Origin of the sequence: Pantoea sp. RG18, assembly GCF_025910075.1 — a bacterium.
Classification (GTDB): domain Bacteria; phylum Pseudomonadota; class Gammaproteobacteria; order Enterobacterales; family Enterobacteriaceae; genus Pantoea; species Pantoea agglomerans.
The window spans coordinates 185441-202034 of sequence record NZ_JAPCIL010000017.1; the positions used below are offsets into that span (position 1 = coordinate 185441).

Below are 16594 nucleotides of genomic sequence, written 5' to 3' on the forward strand. Positions count from 1 at the left end.
TCTGCGGATGCCGCTCTTTTCTTTTTAAAGCAGAGTCGCCTATGTTAACTGATGCGCGTGTCTATGCTTACTCCGCTGTCTTAATGGGTTCACCCATCCTGCTCAAACTCTTCGACGATAATCAGACCCTGGCCGGACAGGTCTTCCGCCTGATTAAACAGCAGGAGAATCTCTTCACGGTTAACCGCGCGGCGTCTGAGGTGATGGCGATTAATCACGCGGCAGGGCAGCATCCGGTGGTCGTGAGTCAGCCGGTGTTTGACCTGATCGCCTGCGCGCATGCGGTGAGCCTGCTGCCCGACAGCCTGTTTAATCTGGCTATTGGCCCGCTGGTGAAGTGCTGGAAAATCGGCTTTCAGGGTCACCGTGTTCCATCAGAGACAGAACTTCAGGCGCGCATGGCGCTGACGAATCCGCATGACGTTATTCTTGATGACGCAAGCCGCAGTGTCATGCTGGCCCGGCCGGGGATGGAGATCGACCTGGGCGCCATCGCCAAAGGCTATATCGCCGATGTTGTGCAGGCTTTTTTGCGCCAGCAGCAGGTCAGCAGTGCGCTGATTAATCTGGGGGGAAATGTGCAGACAGTGGGTGCGCCGCCAGAAGAGGCGGGCTGGGCAATCGGCCTGAAAAAACCCTTTGGTGAGGCCGATGAGCTGATCGGGGTAATCGGGGTGAATAATCGCTCGGTGGTGACATCCGGTATCTATGAGCGTTATTTCGAGCTGGATGGCGTCTGTTATCACCATATCCTCGACCCGCGTAGCGGTTATCCGCTGGATAACGACCTGCTGAGCGTCACCGTGATCTCTGACCGTTCACTGGATGGCGACATCTACACCACGCTGCTTTACGGCCTCGGCGTTGAACAGGGCATTGCCTGCCTGGCGGAGCAACCGGGCATTGAAGCGATATTTGTGACCCGTGACAGGCAGGTGATCTGCTCGTCACAACGTCACTTTTCTTTTCAGTTACTGGACACCGATTACCGGCTGGTTCACTGACAATATTGTTTGAGTAAAGTGTGATACTCCGGCTGCAGGCGATAGCGATAAACCGGACGGCCCGTGACCCCATAATGAATGCTGGTGAACAGAATATTAATCTGCGCCAGCCAGATCAGATACTTGCGGCAGGAGACGCGAGAGATATTCACCTCGGTTGCCAGTTCGTCGGTGGAGAACTCGGTACCCGGATGGGCGTCGATCCACAGACACAGCGTGCGCAGCGTCTGCGGTGTTAATCCTTTCGGCAGTCGCTTCTGCTCGCTGGCCCCCGGCGGATTGCCATGCAACAACTGATCAACGTCCGACTGCTGATAGAACTGATGATTATCCATCAGCGATTTTTTCTGTCGCCAGCCAGTCAGCGCCTCTTCAAAGCGGGCAAACTGGAAAGGCTTGATCAGATAATCCACCACACCGTAGTTGAGTGAGGTTTTGATGGTGGCGGCATCTGCTGCTGACGAGATAATAATCACGTCAACCGGACGTCCTGCGCTGCGCAGTTCCGGCAACAGGTCGAGACCGTTCTCCTGCTGCATATAGATATCCAGCAGGATCAGATCAACCTGAGGTTCGGCCTGCGCCAGCCGCTCTTTGGCCTGCTGTAAGGTTGAGGCGGTGCCGCAGCAGGTAAAGCCTGGGATCTGCCCGATATAACAGCGATTCAGCTCGGCTACCATGGCGTCATCATCGACAACTAACACATTGATCATTGGGTAATCATTCCTCTCTCCCACGGAAGTTGTACTAAGAATTGGGTGAATACACCCGGTTCCGACTCGACACTGACACTGCCGCCCAGGCTTTCGGTCTGCTGCTTAACCAGAAACAATCCGACACCGCGATCTTCGCCTTTTGACGAGACGCCACGCTCAAAAATGGCGCTGAGCTGCGTACCGCCGATCCCGGGTCCGTCATCACTCACTTCACAGGCTAACCAGCCATTCTGATAATGCAGCATGAGGTGGATTTCCCCTTCGGTTTCCGGATCCAGCGCCTCAAGCGCATTTTCAATTAAATTGCCCAGCACCGTAATCAGTACCGCGCTCTGCTCCTCGCTGCCGCAGTCGGGCAGAAAACTCGCCTCATCGATAATCAGCTGATGGCCTTCATCGGTCACCCGGTTGATTTTGCTGAGCAGGAAACCCGCAATGATGGGCGATTTGATCTTTTGCAGCAGCGAACCAATCTCCGTCTGATAGGCGTTGGCGGTTTTCAGGATGTACTCTTCCATCTGCGCATAGTTTTTCATATGCAGCAGGCCCAGAATGACATGCAGCTTGTTCATGAACTCATGGGAACGTTCACGTAACGCGTCTACATAGTTTACCATGCCGTCCAGACGCTGCATCAGCTGGCTGATCTCGGTCTTGTCCCTGAAGGTGGTCACCGCGCCGATAATGCGGTCACGACTGCGAACCGGCACGGTATTGCTGATCAGGATGCGATTACCCAGCGTCAGCTCCTGATCGTGCCAGGCTTTGCCCGCATGCAGCGCATCCTGCTGATGGCGGTGCATTACGCTCTCTTCAGCAATCAGATCGCCGCTTAATGGCATCTTGCGGGTGGTCTCATGCAGCAGCTGCTGCGCCGCGTGGTTAATCAGGCTGACGCGTGACTCATCATCTACCGCAATCACACCCTCTTTAATAGAATTGAGGATCGCCTGACGCTGCTCGAACAGGCTGGAAATTTCGTGCGGCTCCAGCCCGAGCAATATGCTCTTCAGGCGCCTGACCAGAATAAGAATCCCCAGCAGACCCACCAGGCCGCCAAATAAGACAGTCCAGACAATGTTCCAGCGGCTTTTGGCAATCTGCGCCGCCACATCATTCAGCGCAATGCCGATCGCCACCACACCAATCTGCTGATGCTCTGCGTTATAGACCGGGGTAAATACCCGCAGTGCCTCTACCAGCACGCCGTGATTTACCGCCACATTTTCCCGCCCGCTGAGGGCCGGATAGATATCGTTGCCGACAAAATGTTTGCCAATCACCGCCGCGTTCGGGTGTGAAAAGCGAATGCCACGCATATCCGTCACCACCACAAACAGCAGGCCGTTGCGTTTGCGCGCGGCTTCAGCCAGTGGCTGAATCTGGCTGCTGCCGTCCGGTAACAGTAACCCACGCTGGACTTCAGGGCTGTCTGCCAGAGTGCGTGCCACCGCCATCGCCTTATCTTTAAGATGCGACTGAGCAAAGTTATCGATCTGCACAAAATAGAGCAGATGGACAGCGAGCAGCACGGTGACGATAACCGCGGTCATCATCAGGGTGGTCAGGGTACTGAGTTTCATGGGTCGTTTAGTCACGGCATGTCGGTTCTGTGGTTGGCTTGTCATTGGCGTTCAGCACGGGTGGGAGATCGCCCGGAAACATACGCTAACTGACCGCATCAGTACAGTTTTAGCGGTCTGCGCGCGGGCAATCGCCGGAGAACAATATTTGTGTTAGGGGATTGTATAATTCAAAGGACACCCTTAATGTGTGGTTAAAATATGTGAGCAATTCGGTAAGCCTTTTGTAATTAAATTAAGGCTAAATTGCTATTTTTAATTTTATAACTATTTTCACATTAACTCACAAATAACATTATTTTAAACTTTAAGGACTTTTTTTAACCAGTACCGTCTGAGCTGTAGATTAAAATGATGAATTCAAAGAAAGTTATCCCCACTCTTTCCCTCGCGGCCTTGTTAGTTTCTTCAGCACTGCATGCTGAAACTTCACCAGAAAAAACCGACGTCCTGTTAATTGGTGGTGGCATCATGAGCGCCTCAATGGGCACCATGCTGGAAGAGCTGCAGCCTGGGTGGAAACAGATCATGGTTGAGAAGCTGGATGGTGTGGCACTGGAATCCTCTAACGGCTGGAACAACGCCGGTACCGGTCACTCTGCCAATATGGAGCTGAACTATACGCCTGAGCGTAAAGACGGCTCTATCGACGTGACGAAAGCGCTGGAAATCAACGAAGCCTTCATGGTTTCACGCCAGTTCTGGAGTTCGCAGATCAAAGAGGGCGTGATGCACGATCCGCGCTCTTTCATCAACTCAACGCCACACATGAGCTTCGTCTGGGGCGACAACGTCGACTTCCTGACTAAACGCTATGCGGCGTTACAGAAAACCGCGCTGTTCCAGGGCATGAAGTTCTCTACCGATCACAAGCAGATCGAGCAGTGGGCACCGCTGGTGATGGAAGGTCGTGATCCACAGCAGAAAGTGGCCGCAACCTGGACGCCAGTTGGCACCGACGTAAACTACGGTGAAATTACCCGTCAGCTAATCGGCAGCCTGAAGAAGAATGACAACTTCCGTCTGGAAACCTCGTCTGAAGTCACCGATTTCAAACGTAACGGTGATAACTCATGGCACGTCACCATTAAAGATGCCAAAAACGGCAACGAGCGTGCAGTTGACGCGAAATATGTCTTTATTGGTGCTGGCGGCGGCGCGCTGAAATTACTGCAGAAAACCGGCATTCCGGAAGCGGAAAACTATGCAGGCTTCCCGGTCGGCGGTTCATTCCTGGTAACCGAAAACAAGGCGATTGCCGATCGTCACCTGGCGAAAGTCTACGGTCAGGCGTCTACCGGTGCACCACCGATGTCCGTTCCGCATCTGGATACCCGTTATCTGGATGGCAAACGCGTCGTGCTGTTTGGACCGTTCGCGACCTTCTCAACCAAGTTCCTGAAAAATGGTTCACTGTTTGACCTGCTGAGCACCACCACTACTCATAACATCGTGCCAATGACCGACGTGGGTATGGATAACTTCGACCTGGTGAAATACCTGGTTGGCCAGGTGATGCTGACAGAAGAAGATCGCTTCGAAGCGCTGAAAGAGTACTACCCGGACGCGAAGAAAGAGGACTGGAAACTGATTCAGGCCGGTCAGCGCGTACAGATCATCAAGAAAGATGCTGACAAAGGTGGCGTGCTGAAACTGGGTACAGAAATTGTGACCGATCAGCAGAAAACCGTGGCGGCACTGCTGGGTGCTTCTCCTGGTGCATCGACCGCTGCGCCTATCGCGTTAAGCGTGATGCAGAAACTGTTCCCGGAAGAGTTTAAGTCAGCGGAATGGCAGGTAAAAATCCACAAGATGATCCCAGGCTACGGTCAGAAACTGAATGACAACGTGCCGATGCTCCAGCAGGTATGGAATGACACCGCTGCGACTCTGCAGCTGACCACACCGCCGGTTATCAACATGGATGGCAAAGCAGCCGAGGCGCCAGCAGCACAGCCTGAGCAGGCAGCGCCTTCAGCGAAGCACGACATGGCGCTGTAACAGCGACCTGACGTAAAAAAAGCCCGCACAGGTTATCCTGCGCGGGCTTTTTTATTGCCGCGTTGTCTGCCCGTTACTCCGGCTGGTTACCGCGCCAGTTGCCCCAGGGATCTTCTGCGGGTGCTTGATCCGCCTCTTCAGACGGTGCTTCGCGGGAGGCCGGTTTCTCTTTTAACGAGGCGAGATAAAGCGCTTCGACTTCAGCCCGCGCCCAGGGCGTGCGCCGCAAAAACTTCAGGCTTGATTTAACACTCGGATCGCTTTTAAAGCAGTTAATGTTGATCCGTTTTCCCAGCTCCGCCCAGCCATACTGCGCGACTAAACTGTTTATCTGCATCTCCAGCGTTACGCCATGCAGAGGATCTTTTGAGGTTTGTGCGTTCATCATCTATCCGCCTGATTCATTCAATGCCGCACATCCTGACAATCGTAAAGCCGTTGTGCAAGGCGTGAAGGTGAAAAAGGGCATGCCGTGGCGCGTTAAGCGCAGATTTATGTGTCTGAGTTAACGTGACAGGCAGAAGAGTGCGCAGGCGTGCGGCGATTGTGCTAATCATAAGCGACTGATGATGCTCAAAAAGGATCTCCTGCCATGTCTGTGCCCGTCGATACTCTGCTCAGCTCCGCCAGCCGTAAACGTGCTCTGATAGCCGGTTCGGTAGGTAATTTCATTGAATGGTATGAGTTTGCCGTCTATGGCTTTCTTGCCACCGTGATAGCGCAGAACTTTTTCCGGCTGGAAGGGGAGTCAGCGCTGACCGGGCTTCTGCTGACCTATGCATCATTCGCCATCGCCTTTTTCTTCCGTCCACTCGGTGCAATCATTTTCGGCCGGATGGGTGATCGCATCGGGCGCAAACCCACGCTGATTTTTGTGTTAATCATGATGACGCTGGCGACGGCGGCTATCGGCCTGGTACCCACCTATGCCCATCTGGGCATCCTGGCGCCGCTGATCGTGACCGGTCTGCGTATTCTGCAGGGCCTGTTCGCGGGGGGTGAGTATGGCGGGGCGGTATCGTTGATGACCGAGTTTGCACCGCGCGGTAAGCGGGGCCTTTACGGGGCGTGGCAATCTTTTACTGTGGCGCTGGGATTGCTGGCAGGCGCGGGCATCGTAGCGCTGCTCTCGCTGCTGCTGTCGCCGGAGCAGATGCTGAACTGGGGCTGGCGCATCCCGTTCTTCCTTGCCCTGCCGCTGGGTATTATCGCGCTCTGGCTGCGGGTTCAGATGGAGGAGACCCCGGCATTTATTCAGCAGCAGGCAAAACCCGTTGCAAAAGTTGACGCCAGCCTTGGCGATACGCTGAAAACGATCCTGCTCGGTATCTGTCGGCTGATGGTCTGGTCCGCTGCCGGTTACACCTGGCTGGTGATTATGCCGACGTACCTGCAGGCATCGCTGCACACCGGCTTTAACCAGGCGTTGCTGATTGCGGTGATATCGAACCTGGGCTTTGCTGCCACCATCATCCCGGCCGGGATGCTGAGTGACAGGATTGGCCGCCGTGCGGTGATGGTGACGGCGGCGGTATTGCTGCTGGTGCTCTCTCTGCCGCTGCTTAACATACTTCAGGCAGAGAGCACCGGGCTGCTGCTGAAAGCGCTGGTGGTGTTTATCGCGGGCGGAGTAGTCGGGTTGCTGGCCGGACCGGGGCCTGCAATGCTGGCAGAGATGTTCCCGACGCGGGTGCGTTATACCGGACTGGGTCTGGCCTATTCGCTTTCTAACGCGGTGTTTTCTGGCTGTGCCGGATTGATCATCACCGGGTTGATTAAACAGACCGGTAATCCCGATATCCCCGCCTGGTATGTGATGGCGACTGCGCTGGTCAGTATTGTTGCGTTGATGACCCTGAACAAAGATGATCATCTGCGGCTACTGGATGAGCCACCGTCGCGCTAAGTGTCGGCAAGCAAGCTGAGCGGGAAATTCAGGCTGCATAAGTGTTATGCAGCCTTTTTTACTGACAGGTCTGCCGGGAAGGGCAACAAACAAGCCTGCTTATCAGAAATGCAGCTGTAATATCACTGGCGTAACGTGCCGCTCTGTTCAGGCCGATGTAACAGGGTTTTATCCCGCAAGCGATTCAGCCGGGTCAAAGTCTCTGGCCTTCACGCTTCATCAACACCGCCAACAGGTCTGAAGCCATAGCGGATGCTGGGGAGAAGGATTCAGACAAGGTCATTCACTTTGCGATGATGGCAAACTGAAAACCTGATCGCGGCAATTAACTTTATGAGCATGGTTGTCGGCAATAATGATGACAGCAGCCATAATCATACCGAGAAGAATGATAACTATTTTACGCAGGAGCATAAGCGTTAATTCCTGTGAAATTAAACTATTCTTATCTGTAATATGTTATTCACTGTTATCAGTGACTTAACTTAAGTGTTGATTAATTATGGCTGAAGTAAAATCTTTATTTATTGATCGCGATGCGGTTTTACAGACTCTGCTGAAATAAAGGCGTCATGCAAATTCTTAAATAAACGAAATCTAAATGAGGGAATAAAAGCTGTTAATTTATCTTGTGTCTGTTTGACTGAAAAGGGTTGAACCTGTATGGCTTCAGGCTGCGAAGAGGAAAAGCTGAATAACGGCCCACAGTTGAATACTGCGGGCAGCGCGCTGGACCCGGTCGGGACTCATCCGACTACCGGATCCCGAGGGTGGCGGCAGTCATCACTAATTTTAAACAGATTACAGACTGAGAACGGTGTCGTCAGATTTCTGTTTCTCCGGCTGAGTGATGAAATCCTGTGCCAGATCGGCGACGATGGCTGCGACGGTTCGCACCGATTTGATCATTGAGATGCCGGTGCCTGTCGAAACGACGCCTTTGTCAAAATTGCCCAGTCGCATCGCCTGCCATAAAGAGTGGTAGCCATTCATTGCAGTGAACAGCGTTTCACGGTCAGCGCCCTGCGCATCAAGTTCTGCCAGCCTGGGACTGAGCGGCGTTGGCAATGTCCGGTAATAAGCGGGCAGGGTGCGGAAAAGTAGCAGATCTTCTGCGCTCGATGAAACAATCAGCTGCTTGACCTTCTCATCCGCCGGGTTCTCCTGCGCGGTTAAAAACAGGCTGCCTATCCAGACGCCTTCTGCACCTAACGCCATGGCTGCACGCACGCCCCGCACATCCCCAATGCCGCCTGCCGCCAGCACCGGAATTTTCACACTGTCAGCGATCATAGGCACGATGCTGAACGTTCCGATAATGCGTGATGGCACGGTGCCGCCTTCATCAAATCCGGTGGCGACAATGATATCGGCGCCAAGCTTTTCAGCCTGCTGAGAATTCGCTACGTCAGGCGTCAGCGCACGATAAAGGATTTTGATGCGATGTTGTTTCAGAAAATCGAATATTTCGGCATCAAGCACTTCATTAACTAAAACGACCTCTACCTTCTCTTCAACAAACATTTCAGCGGTGGGCCGCCAGAAACTCATATCCGGCCCATTGATCAGGGTTGCCCCAAAAGGTTTATCGGTCAGCTGTTTGGTTTTTCTGATTTGCTCACGCATGCGCTCCAGCGCCATGAAACGAGAGTCTGGCAATGTATCCTGCCCGGCGTTGGGGCCAATTATGCCTAATCCGCCTGCGTTTGATACTGCGGCAACAAACGTTGCATTGGTCAGAAAGTACATGGGTGCCTGAATAATGGGATAGCGAATATTCAGAATTTCTGTCACACGGTTTTTCATCGCTTTTTCCTTATCCGGATACGGTGTAGCCAGACTTATTCGTTAAAATAAGAGTTTTTTTACAGGCCGTTTTATTTTTATTCTCTTAGCCAAAACAGGGAGTTTAATAGTTGAAAATAAGAAGTAAACGGTCAGAATTGGGTACATGTTTGCCAGATATGGAAAGATAATGGATCTCAACGCGACAAAACTCTTTATTGCAGTCGTTCAGGCAGGCAGCTTTTCAGCGGCAAGTGAGAGAACAACTATCCCCATCTCTACGCTGGTGCGGAAAGTGAACGAGCTGGAGCAGGCACTGGGTGTACAGTTGCTGGAGCGATCAAAGAAAGGGGTCAGGCCGACCTATAAAGGACAACAGTTCTTTGAGCAATCGCGACCTGGCCTTGAATTGCTGGAAGAGGCCACCAAAACGGTCAGGTCTGCGCACAAACTGGCGGGCAAACTGCGAATATCGGTGCCGCCTGACTTCACTATCTGGTGGGAGTTACTGCATGCGTTTCAGCAACGCTATCCTGATATCAAAGTGTTTTGCCACTCAGGAGAAAGAGTGGTGGATCTGTTTGAAGATGGCATTGACGTGGCACTCAGGCTGGGCGAGTTGCATACCGAGGATGTGATTGCGAAACCGGTTATGAATGTCGAGGCATGGTTTGTTGCCACGCCTGAACTGGCTGAACGCTTTGGACATCCGCAGACGCTGGCGGCGCTGGCGACGTGTCCGATAGCCAGCTGGGAAGGGCTTAACAGCGGTTCCTTTGAGTGGGTATCCGGAGACGAGAAGGTAAAGTTTGAGCCGTTTTTTTCCTCCAACAACACGCAGGGCCTGCGCCACTATGCACTGAGCGGTGCCGGAGTATCGCTGTTGTTTGATTTTTTAGTGAAACCTGATGTGGAGAGCGGGCTGCTGGTGCGACTGCTGTCTGATTATCCGACTCACTCGATGCCCTTACATCTGGTCTATGTCCGGCACAAACATCCTTCAGCCATCACACTCGCGTATCTGGAGTTTTGTGCCGAATGGGTGAGTCAATACAAGATCGGATAGGGGCTACACAAAAGGGTCAGAGGCAGAGGTGTCCGGCAAACCAGCGCACAGGCGCTGTGGCCTCACCGATGAATGAAAGGGATAAACACAGAAAAAGAAAAGGCGCCCTGAGGCGCCTCTGATAGTGACCCTGACGCCACTATTTACACCAGCTGCTGTGCCGTAGTTTCCACCAATGTCAGCAACACTTTGATATCTTCCAGCGTCACTGTCGGATTCAGCAGGGTCATCTTCAGGCAGGTCACGCCATCGAACTCGGTCACACCAACGTTGGCGCGGCCCGATTCCAGCAGGGCATCACCGATACGCTGATTCAGCAACGCAATATCCGCACTGCTGAAGTGCGCCAGATGCGCCGGACGATAGCGGAACAGCACGCTGGCCAGCTGCGGTTTCATCACCAGCTCCAGCGCAGGCTGCTCATCAACGTACTGTGCAACCTGCTGTGCCAGCGTCACACCGTGATCGATGATTTCGGCATACTGTTTCTGACCCAGCGCTTCCAAGCCCATCCACAGTTTCAGTGCATCGAAACGGCGGGTGGTCTGAAGGGATTTGGATACCAGATTCGGCACACCCTGCGCTTCATCAAACTCAGAGTTCAGATAGGCCGCCTGGTAGCGCATCAGCTCATAGTGGCGCGCTTCCTTCAGCAGGAAAGCACCACAGCTGATGGTCTGGAAGAACTGCTTGTGGAAGTCCAGGGTAATGGAATCGACCAGCTCAATGCCATCCAGATAGTCACGATACTTTTCTGAGAGCAGCAGCGCGCCGCCCCAGGCCGCATCGACGTGCACCCAGATGTTCTCTTCGGCCGCCAGCGCCGCGATTTCGCGCAGGGGGTCGATCGCACCGGCATCGGTAGTACCCGCCGTGGCAACAATCGCCAGGATGTTTTCACCGTTGGCTTTGGAGGCTGCCAGTTTGTGGCGCAGGTCATCCATATCCATGCGGGCAAAGCGATCGCATTTCACCTGCGTCACGGATTGATAGCCCAGACCCAGCAGCGCCATGTTCTTCTGAACCGAGAAGTGCGCATTCTCTGAACAGAAGACTTTAATCTTCTTCAGATCGCCGGTTAAACCATCCTGCTGAACAGAATGACCCTGGCGGGCAAACCAGGCATCACGCGCCAGCATCAGACCCATCAGGTTGCTCTGGGTGCCGCCGCTGGTGAAGACACCCGCGTCGCCGGGCTGATAACCGACCTGGGAACGCAGCCACTCAATCAGCTTCATCTCAATCAGGGTGGCTGAAGGTGCCTGGTCCCACGAATCCATACTCTGGTTGGTGGCATTAATCAGGACTTCCGCCGCCTGGCTGATAACCAGGCTCGGGCAGTGCAGATGCGCCACACACTGCGGGTGATGAACCGACAGGCTGTCTTTGAGGAAGTACTCAATGGCGCGTTCAATCGCGGCCTGATTACCCAGGCCCTGAGGATTGAAGTCCAGCTTAATGCGCTCGCGCAGCTCTGCGACGGTTTTTCCCTGATACATCTCAGGTTGTTCCAGCCACTTCACGACGGCCGCGCTACTCTGGGCAATCGCCTGCTGGTAGGCCTCGGTACTCTGTGCTGAGGCCGCCAGAATCGGGTTTAACCGGGACATTGCATTCACTCCACTCAAACTGGTTTCACGCCAGCTGACAGCAGGGCGTTTTCAAATTTATCCATAAACACGTCCAGTTCTGCATCTGTGATCAGCAGGGACGGCAGCAGACGTAATACGCTGCCGTGACGTCCGCCACGCTCCAGAATCAGGCCGTTCTCAAAACATTTTTTCTGTACCAGCGCGGAGAGCTCGCCGTCTGCCGGGAAGCTGCCCATGTGATCAGCGGCTTCGTCAGGTTTCACCAGCTCAATGCCGATCATCAGACCCAGACCACGCACGTTGCCGATCACCGGGTAGCGCTGCTGCAGCTCGCCCAGTTTGCCTTTCAGCCATTCGCCCTGTGCAGCGACTTTGTCAGCGATGTTGTTATCTTTCAGCAGTTTCAGCGTAGTCAGGCCGGTCGCCATTGCGAGCTGGTTGCCACGGAAGGTGCCGGTGTGGTGGCCAGGAGACCAGGCGTCGAACTCTTTCTTAATGCCCAGTACCGCCAGTGGCAGACCGCCGCCGACCGCTTTTGACATCACGATGATGTCTGGCTCAATACCGGCGTGCTCAAAGGCGAAGAATTTACCGGTACGGGCAATACCCGCCTGCACTTCGTCGATGATCAGCAGAATGCCATGCTCTTTGGTCACTTTACGAATGCGCTGCAGCCACTCAGCCGGAGCCGGGTTTACACCGCCTTCGCCCTGAACCGCTTCCAGAATGACGGCTGCCGGTTTGCGAACGCCGCTCTCAACGTCGTTGATCAGGTTTTCGAAGTAGTAGGTCAGCGCTTTCACGCCCGCTTCACCGCCAATGCCGAGCGGGCAGCGGTAGAGGTGCGGATAAGGCATAAACTGCACTTCCGGCATCAAGCCGTCGACGGCTTCTTTCGGTGACAGGTTGCCGGTAACAGACAGCGCGCCGTGGGTCATGCCGTGATACGCACCAGAGAAGCTGATGATGCCGGAACGACCGGTGTGTTTTTTCGCCAGTTTCAGCGCCGCTTCAACGGCATCCGCGCCCGACGGGCCGGTAAACTGCAGGCAGTACTCTTTGCCCTGACCCGGTAATAACGAGAGCAGATACTCAGAGAACGCATCTTTTAACGGCGTGGTTAAATCAAGAGTATGTAACGGCAAGCCGCTGGTAATGACATTTTGAATGCTCTGCAAAACGTCTGGATGGTTATGACCCAATGCCAGCGTTCCGGCACCTGCAAGACAGTCGAGATACTGATTATTCTCGACGTCTGTGATCCAGACACCCTGTGCTTTCGCAATCGCGAACGGCAATTTGCGAGGATAACTTCGAACGTTTGATTCAAATTCAGCCTGACGGGCTAAATAGGTTTCATTGGTTGCGTTTAAGTTCTGTGCATTCAAACTATCAATACGGACTTTATCCGTCATCATATCTCTCCTACAACCGGGACGGGCGTAGCGTCGCAGTTGAATAAATGTATTTAAATGGGGGTATGTGTTTTAAACGCGGCCAATATAGGTGTTTTTAAGGTCCGACTCAATGTTTAATTTTATCGGCAGATAACAGATTCTTTGCTATAGGAATCAATCATTTGGTGAGTTTGTGAACGTATACATTATTGCCGCTTCGCTAGTCCGTTGTTAATAAGTGGCGTAAAAACACCAGCTTACCCGGCGCGGAGCGTACTAAGTCAATGATAATAATCTGTGTAAATAGCTGTTTCCGGGGCAAAACGCTATCAAAAAGGGGCCTTTTCAGATGGAAAAAGCATAAGTCAATTTGACTGAAGAAGCTGCATTTATAGCGGGTTAAAAGCGCAGACCAATTAAAATAATAAACCTTTTATTAACATTTAATTAAAATCTGCCGTTGTTAAAGCCTTTATAACGCGTCAGATCCACGTTACGACAGGAGATGATCAATAAACTGCGCTAAGTCAGCCATCCCCTCACTTGCCTTTTTCTCCGACGGATTGATGGTCAGCAAATCGGCATAGCCGTTAAGCATCGCACTGATTTGCCGGGCGGTGCGTGGAATATCGGCACAACGCAGCGTTCCATCTGTGACACCGTCACGAATTATCTTTTCCTCCAGCGCCTGCCATGCTGCCGTCATCTGTTCTGCCAGCGCGGCATAGGCTTCGTGATGCGCAGCCATCTGCCAGAATGAAGCATAAAGTTGCCAGGTTGCATCCGGTGCGCTCGGCAAATGACTTTCGAACAGATTAAACAGCCACTGCTTTGTTAAGGATGCTGCCTCTGTAGAGAGCCGAAGCAGCCGCCGGACGGGACGGCGGCAACAAATGGGAGGAATACACAGCCATTGCCGGACTAGAAGCCATCGCTGCGTCAGGGGCGGGTTAATAATCCAGTTCACATAGCGAAAATGCCCTAAAGCTTTATCAGACGGGACATAGCCCGGCTTATATTCTTTAAATGACTAATGTCTCGTGCTGTATTGATTGTGCTCAATTTATATCCATCATTCCTGTGTAAACCTGCAGTATCTCATCATGGGAGATGCCTGCCGTCGCATAGCTTTTGCTGACGCGTTTATCACAGGAAAAAAAGGGATTTGACATGGAACAGCAATATACCAACGTACTGACCCCGGAATTAGCTGCCTTACTGGCGCGTCCGCCATTTTCGACGGAGAAAAAGGCCGGGATGCCTGAAGGTGCCCGTCAGACAGTTGAAGAGCAGGAGGCATTTCTGCTTGAACATCCGGTGGTGGCGATTTACCGGATCGCGGTTGACGGGGCGCTGACACACCGCGGCGGGGTGGTATGTGCAGCCTGGAACGGCTCTGAAATAGCGCCTGAGGACGGACAGAAGGTCAGCGTTGCGCTGGAAGGTGATGAGGTGGTTTATCCTGACGGCACCACCGCCCGGATTGTCACCGGCAGCGGTGCGAAATTCCAGAAAGGCGGTAAAAGTATCGCGCTGGTCGGCAGCCGGCTGAGTAACGGTGATGTGATTATCAGCACCCCGCAGGCGGGATGTACGCTGAATGAGCTGAAAGGTCTGCCGATGGATGCTGATTTTTTACCGGCAGAGGGCTGAGCCGATGACCCGAAGAGGCTGTATCATTCACGGTAAAAACGTCGGTCTGCACGGGGATAAGACTTCCACAGGGGCGCAGTGTATCGCGACCCGCCCCGGTATGTCAGTCATGGGGTTGCTGAAACTCTATATCGGTGACAAAACCACCCCCTGCCCAAAGTGCGGGGAAGTAGGGATCATTGTGAGTGGCGATCACCGGCACTCAAACAGCGCCGCTGTGGCGGTGGATGGCTCAGAGATCCGTTGCGGATGCCCGCAGGGAACCAATTTTCTGATTGCCCCTGGTACGATACCGCAGCTTTCGGCGGCAAAAGCCCGGATGGCACCGGTAGTCGCTCCGGAGCCGGAACAACATGCTCAGGCGGCAAAGAAAAAGAAACGGGAGATCACGCTGACGATAGGCGTGTTCTTCGACGGTACCGGCAACAATGCCGTTAACACGCAGAACATGCTGAAGGCCTATACCGCAGGTCATTACAACCTGAACGATCCGGAAGCCGAGTCCATTCTGGCAAAATGCGCCCGTGAAAATTTTGGCGTGTCGGGTACAGGCGCAACCAGCTATACCGGGTACTACACCAATATTCACTGGCTGAGCACACTGTATAAACAAACCATATCCGGTAAAGATTCAGATGTTCAGGTAGGCATCTACATTGATGGTATTGGTACCGAAGCCGGTAAACCCGACAACAAGCTGGGCCAGGGATTTGGTATATCCGACACAGGGGTTGCTGCTAAAACCAACCACGCCGTATCTCAGTTAGTGAAAGCTATTTCAGACGCTGCAGAGGATATACGAAGCAAATCAGGCTGTGAGATTGTTATAAATTGTCTTCAGTTTGACATCTTTGGCTTTAGTCGCGGAGCAGCCGCAGCCCGTCATTTTGCCAACCGCATCCAGTCAGAAGACCCGGCCATTATCAGCGCCATCCGCCAGGCCATGACGGGCATCACTTTCAATGGTTCTCCTTCAGGAAAGACCCGCTTCATCGGCATCTTTGATACCGTTGCTGCGATAGGTACGCCGGTTAATGGCCTGAACCCGCACAGTGCGGATACCGGGAACGTGAAACTCACCCTGCGTCCCGGTGTGGCGGAGAAGGTCTTTCACATCACCGCCGCGAACGAGTGCCGCTTTAACTTTGCGCTGAACAGCGTCAAACCGGCCTGGCCGGAATTGGCGCTGCCCGGCGTGCATTCCGATATCGGCGGCGGTTATCTGCCGGTCACACGAGAAGACCTTTTCCTGACCCGCCCGGCAACGGAGACGGTGCCGTACAGCCAGCCCGGTGAGAAGACGCAGGCTTACCGGCAGGCAGTAGCACAGTTGCAGACCCTGGATAAATCGCCCTGTCTGGCCCCGCTGCTGCGGACAAATGAAATATCGGCAGAAACCTGGCATGACGCCCGGCTCCCCCCGGACCGGTACGGCCAGATGCAGAAGCGCAGCTTTGCGGCGCTGACCATGCGCGGAAGGACCGTCAGAAACGACTGGTCACGCGTGGCGTTGCGGGTGATGCTTGAGGCCGCACGGGAAGCCGGGGTGGTGTTTGACTCTGTCGACCCGGCTAATCCGAACATGACTCTTTCTGATGAACTGTCTCCCCTGTGTGACAAAGCGCTGGTGATGGGTAAGGCAGCACGCAGCGGTCAGACGCCACAGGCGTTCAGTCAGGATGAGCTGGACGTGATTGCGGAGAAGTATATTCACTGTTCGGCCAACTGGAATGCCATCGTGGTCAATACGGACGGTCTGATTCACGGTGGCGCCTCCCCCTCAGAGCTGATTGGCTTTATCAACCGGCCGGATGAGCAGTGGAAACGTTCCGTCTACAGCATGGACGGAAAGAAGGTATGAAGCTGAAAACATTTTTCCCCTTGCTGATAA

14 protein-coding genes are annotated in these 16594 nt (G+C 53.6%); 6 read left to right on the plus strand and 8 right to left on the minus strand.

Annotated features, from left to right (window positions below):
* Positions 1–41 precede the first annotated feature (41 nt).
* Positions 42–1004 carry an FAD:protein FMN transferase gene (locus tag OK409_RS19795; RefSeq protein WP_033786960.1) on the plus strand — a complete coding sequence of 321 codons (963 nt, stop codon included), beginning with the start codon at positions 42–44 and terminating at the stop codon, positions 1002–1004.
* Here the strand turns inward: OK409_RS19795 and dcuR are convergent.
* Both dcuR and dcuS read right to left on the minus strand, forming a co-directional pair.
* Positions 998–1717 (minus strand): two-component system response regulator DcuR, encoded by a 720-nt coding sequence (dcuR, locus tag OK409_RS19800; RefSeq protein ID WP_009093030.1) that lies wholly within the window; start codon positions 1715–1717, stop codon positions 998–1000. The two genes, OK409_RS19795 and dcuR, sit on opposite strands and share 7 nt — an antisense overlap.
* Positions 1714–3303 carry a DcuS/MalK family sensor histidine kinase gene (gene dcuS, locus OK409_RS19805; protein WP_052271588.1) on the minus strand — a complete coding sequence of 530 codons (1590 nt, stop codon included), beginning with the start codon at positions 3301–3303 and terminating at the stop codon, positions 1714–1716. Before dcuS ends, dcuR begins: the two co-directional genes overlap by 4 nt.
* A gap of 351 nt (positions 3304–3654) precedes the next feature.
* Here dcuS and mqo point away from each other — a divergent pair, with 351 nt between their 5' ends.
* Positions 3655–5304: a malate dehydrogenase (quinone) gene (mqo, locus tag OK409_RS19810; RefSeq protein WP_264367377.1), complete on the plus strand. Its 1650-nt coding sequence runs from the start codon at positions 3655–3657 to the stop codon at positions 5302–5304.
* A 73-nt stretch (positions 5305–5377) separates the two neighbouring features.
* On the opposite strand, the gene OK409_RS19815 is transcribed toward mqo, so the two are convergent.
* Entirely contained in the window at positions 5378–5689 is a 312-nt protein-coding gene (locus OK409_RS19815) for a VF530 family DNA-binding protein (protein WP_033761066.1), read from the minus strand.
* Between the two features lie 207 nt (positions 5690–5896).
* On the opposite strand from OK409_RS19815, the gene OK409_RS19820 reads away from it, so the two are divergent.
* On the plus strand, positions 5897–7210 hold the full coding sequence (locus OK409_RS19820) for an MFS transporter (RefSeq protein ID WP_264367378.1): 1314 nt from the start codon (positions 5897–5899) through the stop codon (positions 7208–7210).
* 279 nt (positions 7211–7489) lie between these two features.
* On the opposite strand, the gene OK409_RS19825 is transcribed toward OK409_RS19820, so the two are convergent.
* Both OK409_RS19825 and OK409_RS19830 read right to left on the minus strand, forming a co-directional pair.
* Entirely contained in the window at positions 7490–7624 is a 135-nt protein-coding gene (locus OK409_RS19825; RefSeq protein WP_254920067.1) for a hypothetical protein, read from the minus strand.
* 387 nt (positions 7625–8011) lie between these two features.
* The gene (locus OK409_RS19830; protein WP_264367379.1) at positions 8012–9016 is read right to left on the minus strand and encodes an NAD(P)H-dependent flavin oxidoreductase; all 1005 of its coding nucleotides are present in this window, start codon (positions 9014–9016) and stop codon (positions 8012–8014) included.
* 169 nt (positions 9017–9185) lie between these two features.
* Between OK409_RS19830 and OK409_RS19835 the strand changes: the two genes are divergently transcribed.
* Positions 9186–10061, plus strand: coding sequence for a LysR family transcriptional regulator (locus OK409_RS19835; RefSeq protein WP_264367380.1), 876 nt, complete (start codon positions 9186–9188; stop codon positions 10059–10061).
* A 143-nt stretch (positions 10062–10204) separates the two neighbouring features.
* Here the strand turns inward: OK409_RS19835 and OK409_RS19840 are convergent, their stop codons facing one another.
* From OK409_RS19840 to OK409_RS19850, 3 genes are all read right to left on the minus strand, one after another.
* Positions 10205–11671: a pyridoxal phosphate-dependent decarboxylase family protein gene (locus OK409_RS19840; RefSeq protein ID WP_010670318.1), complete on the minus strand. Its 1467-nt coding sequence runs from the start codon at positions 11669–11671 to the stop codon at positions 10205–10207.
* A 14-nt stretch (positions 11672–11685) separates the two neighbouring features.
* Positions 11686–13071 (minus strand): diaminobutyrate--2-oxoglutarate transaminase, encoded by a 1386-nt coding sequence (locus OK409_RS19845; protein WP_022624771.1) that lies wholly within the window; start codon positions 13069–13071, stop codon positions 11686–11688.
* Between the two features lie 472 nt (positions 13072–13543).
* Positions 13544–14017 (minus strand): TetR family transcriptional regulator C-terminal domain-containing protein, encoded by a 474-nt coding sequence (locus OK409_RS19850; RefSeq protein ID WP_250489006.1) that lies wholly within the window; start codon positions 14015–14017, stop codon positions 13544–13546.
* A gap of 203 nt (positions 14018–14220) precedes the next feature.
* Here OK409_RS19850 and OK409_RS19855 point away from each other — a divergent pair, with 203 nt between their 5' ends.
* Together OK409_RS19855 and OK409_RS19860 are read left to right on the plus strand one after the other, a co-directional pair.
* Positions 14221–14703, plus strand: coding sequence for a PAAR domain-containing protein (locus tag OK409_RS19855; protein WP_250489007.1), 483 nt, complete (start codon positions 14221–14223; stop codon positions 14701–14703).
* Between the two features lie 4 nt (positions 14704–14707).
* Positions 14708–16564, plus strand: a complete 1857-nt coding sequence (locus OK409_RS19860) for a PAAR domain-containing protein (protein WP_060679120.1) — start codon at positions 14708–14710, stop codon at positions 16562–16564.
* The last annotated feature ends 30 nt before the right edge of the window (positions 16565–16594 follow it).

Bases quoted from the DNA above. Each gene is read 5' to 3' on its own strand.
- OK409_RS19795 (WP_033786960.1), top strand. From the start codon at position 42: ATGTTAACTGATGCGCGTGTCTATGCTTACTCCGCTGTCTTAATGGGT.
- dcuR (WP_009093030.1), bottom strand. From the start codon at position 1,717: ATGATCAATGTGTTAGTTGTCGATGATGACGCCATGGTAGCCGAGCTG.
- dcuS (WP_052271588.1), bottom strand. From the start codon at position 3,303: ATGAAACTCAGTACCCTGACCACCCTGATGATGACCGCGGTTATCGTC.
- mqo (WP_264367377.1), top strand. From the start codon at position 3,655: ATGATGAATTCAAAGAAAGTTATCCCCACTCTTTCCCTCGCGGCCTTG.
- OK409_RS19815 (WP_033761066.1), bottom strand. From the start codon at position 5,689: ATGAACGCACAAACCTCAAAAGATCCTCTGCATGGCGTAACGCTGGAG.
- OK409_RS19820 (WP_264367378.1), top strand. From the start codon at position 5,897: ATGTCTGTGCCCGTCGATACTCTGCTCAGCTCCGCCAGCCGTAAACGT.
- OK409_RS19825 (WP_254920067.1), bottom strand. From the start codon at position 7,624: ATGCTCCTGCGTAAAATAGTTATCATTCTTCTCGGTATGATTATGGCT.
- OK409_RS19830 (WP_264367379.1), bottom strand. From the start codon at position 9,016: ATGAAAAACCGTGTGACAGAAATTCTGAATATTCGCTATCCCATTATT.
- OK409_RS19835 (WP_264367380.1), top strand. From the start codon at position 9,186: ATGGATCTCAACGCGACAAAACTCTTTATTGCAGTCGTTCAGGCAGGC.
- OK409_RS19840 (WP_010670318.1), bottom strand. From the start codon at position 11,671: ATGTCCCGGTTAAACCCGATTCTGGCGGCCTCAGCACAGAGTACCGAG.
- OK409_RS19845 (WP_022624771.1), bottom strand. From the start codon at position 13,071: ATGATGACGGATAAAGTCCGTATTGATAGTTTGAATGCACAGAACTTA.
- OK409_RS19855 (WP_250489007.1), top strand. From the start codon at position 14,221: ATGGAACAGCAATATACCAACGTACTGACCCCGGAATTAGCTGCCTTA.
- OK409_RS19860 (WP_060679120.1), top strand. From the start codon at position 14,708: ATGACCCGAAGAGGCTGTATCATTCACGGTAAAAACGTCGGTCTGCAC.